Source organism: Pseudoalteromonas sp. SG44-1 (genome assembly GCF_014164315.1).
GTDB classification, from domain to species: domain Bacteria; phylum Pseudomonadota; class Gammaproteobacteria; order Enterobacterales; family Alteromonadaceae; genus Pseudoalteromonas; species Pseudoalteromonas rhizosphaerae.
Map to the genome: position 1 here is coordinate 1 of NZ_JACJEW010000155.1, position 1,763 is coordinate 1,763.

General features: G+C 39.3%; 3 protein-coding genes. All 3 read right to left on the reverse strand.

The window, feature by feature from the left end; genetic code table 11:
* Positions 1–218: 218 nt before the first annotated feature.
* Genes H5187_RS23350 through H5187_RS23360 form a run of 3 tightly spaced genes read right to left on the reverse strand, consistent with a single transcriptional unit; the run spans position 219 to position 1,435 of the window.
* Positions 219–563, reverse strand: a complete 345-nt coding sequence (locus H5187_RS23350; RefSeq protein ID WP_182798453.1) for an immunity protein YezG family protein — start codon at positions 561–563, stop codon at positions 219–221.
* 38 nt (positions 564–601) lie between these two features.
* Positions 602–1,054, reverse strand: a complete 453-nt coding sequence (locus H5187_RS23355) for an SMI1/KNR4 family protein (RefSeq protein WP_182768401.1) — start codon at positions 1,052–1,054, stop codon at positions 602–604.
* Positions 1,055–1,060: 6 nt separating this feature from the next.
* Positions 1,061–1,435 carry a hypothetical protein gene (locus H5187_RS23360; RefSeq protein WP_182798454.1) on the reverse strand — a complete coding sequence of 125 codons (375 nt, stop codon included), beginning with the start codon at positions 1,433–1,435 and terminating at the stop codon, positions 1,061–1,063.
* Between the last annotated feature and the right edge of the window lie 328 nt (positions 1,436–1,763).

The following is a 1,763-nucleotide window of genomic DNA, read 5'->3' on the forward strand; positions in this document are numbered from 1 at the left end:
CGTTGCTGTCATTGGCTTTATCATCAAATAATAATTCGTTGTGGGCTGCGGGGGAATTATGTCGCGGGGTAAACCCGCTGCTACGAATGCGTAGACTCGAATTTACTTGTGCAAAAATGAAAGGCAGGGCACTAATCAGCGGCTGTATTAGCGCCTAGCCTAACAACACCCATGTTGTTAAAGAGCGGGTAATTATTTATTTGAATCTAGGTTATGAATTAATGTGTTTGCTGTGCAGTGATAACTTCATCATTATTGTTATCCCGCTCAAAGTTTAGGTTAAATTGGCCTTGGCGCGTTATGGTAAAAATAGCGCGCGTCCAGTTTTCGGGTTGGTGTTGGGTGGCTTTATCAAATAGGGTGTTGAATAAACCGACTATCTCGTCTGTCACGGTAATTGGTTGTTCGCTTGCATCATCCGCTGTTTGATAGTGAGCTGTGCATTCAAGTACGTTTTCATCTTCGCAATTTAAAATGAGTTGGGCTTCAAGCCACGGCTCTTTTATTTGCTCGTAAAGGAACTGACCTAGGTGTTGTGGAACGTTTTTAATATCTGGTTGCATATGCTGTCCTTAGCGTGTTCAATTAGCTTTAATAGATTCTACGAGGTTCTAAGTTCAACATAATCACAAAAGAATGAGAGGAAGGAATCAGCTATTACTCCGTCAACTTGTTTTTTAAATAAATTATAATTAACCAGTGGGTATTCTTTTTCTTGGGTATTAGAATCTAAGCACCAACAAATTTCATTTTCTTTATAAAAAATTACAATTAAATGGGGGGGTAATTCAAATGTTTCCCTGCAATCTAGTGTGTCACCTAATATCGTTCCTCCACGCTTCAAAGTAGCATTATTATCTTCAATACCAGATACCTCCGCATCGATTGTCCCACCTCCACCACATTCTTTTAAAAAACCAACTAATGAAGGCGGGAGTTTTATCGAAATTAGCTGTTCAAGTAGTGCTATTTCTTTCAAGTCAGCCGAACCTTGCCAAAAGGTTTCGTGTTCACTCAAATCAAGTTGTTTGATTAACTCACTATATTTATTCATACAGATTTACCTACTCAAAATCTTTTGCTCTAAGTTTCCAGTACTCTTTTTTAAATTTTTCATACTAATATTGGAGCGAAGGGTTATTCCTAAAGCTATTATCATCTTCAATTTTATCTTTAATACTTGAATCAACATTTGTGCTATTTCTGACGTAAAGTCAAGATCGTTTTTATATATCTTGCGATTATTGAGTAAATTTGAGCTGTATATTTTGTCGGTTGAATTAGAAAATTTTTTACTTTGAGCCTCCTTCAAATCATTCCATTTCGGTGGCTCTAATTCATCGAGGGCTTTATTTACGCGATTGCCAATTTCATTTGCGGCGTTTCTTACGCCTTGGTCTATTTGCGGGGTGACTTCATCAAGCTGTTTGACCATAGCTTGCATGCCGTCAATGGCCGAGTCTGGCAGTAGGAGGTCGTATTTCCAGCTGGTTGAAATGTCATTAAGAGTATCTCTAAAGCTTTTAATAACTGCTTTGACTTCACTGGCGGCTTGTTTGCCTAAGTCTTGCCAGTTTATTTTACGTAAATACTGAACAGGGTCACCTTTGCCTACTTTCGTTGGGTAAAGGGCCGGAAGACTGCAATAGCGGCTTCCATCGATTCGTTGCTGTCATTGGCTTTATCATCAAATAATAATTCGTTGTGGGCTGCGGGGGAATTATGTCGCGGGGTAAACCCGCTGCTACGAATGCGTAGACTCG

What these genes read in the sequence shown, in the direction of transcription:
- H5187_RS23360 (WP_182798454.1), bottom strand. Translation starts at nt 1,435, where the DNA reads ATGGTCAAACAGCTTGATGAAGTCACCCCGCAAATAGACCAAGGCGTA.
- H5187_RS23355 (WP_182768401.1), bottom strand. Translation starts at nt 1,054, where the DNA reads ATGAATAAATATAGTGAGTTAATCAAACAACTTGATTTGAGTGAACAC.
- H5187_RS23350 (WP_182798453.1), bottom strand. Translation starts at nt 563, where the DNA reads ATGCAACCAGATATTAAAAACGTTCCACAACACCTAGGTCAGTTCCTT.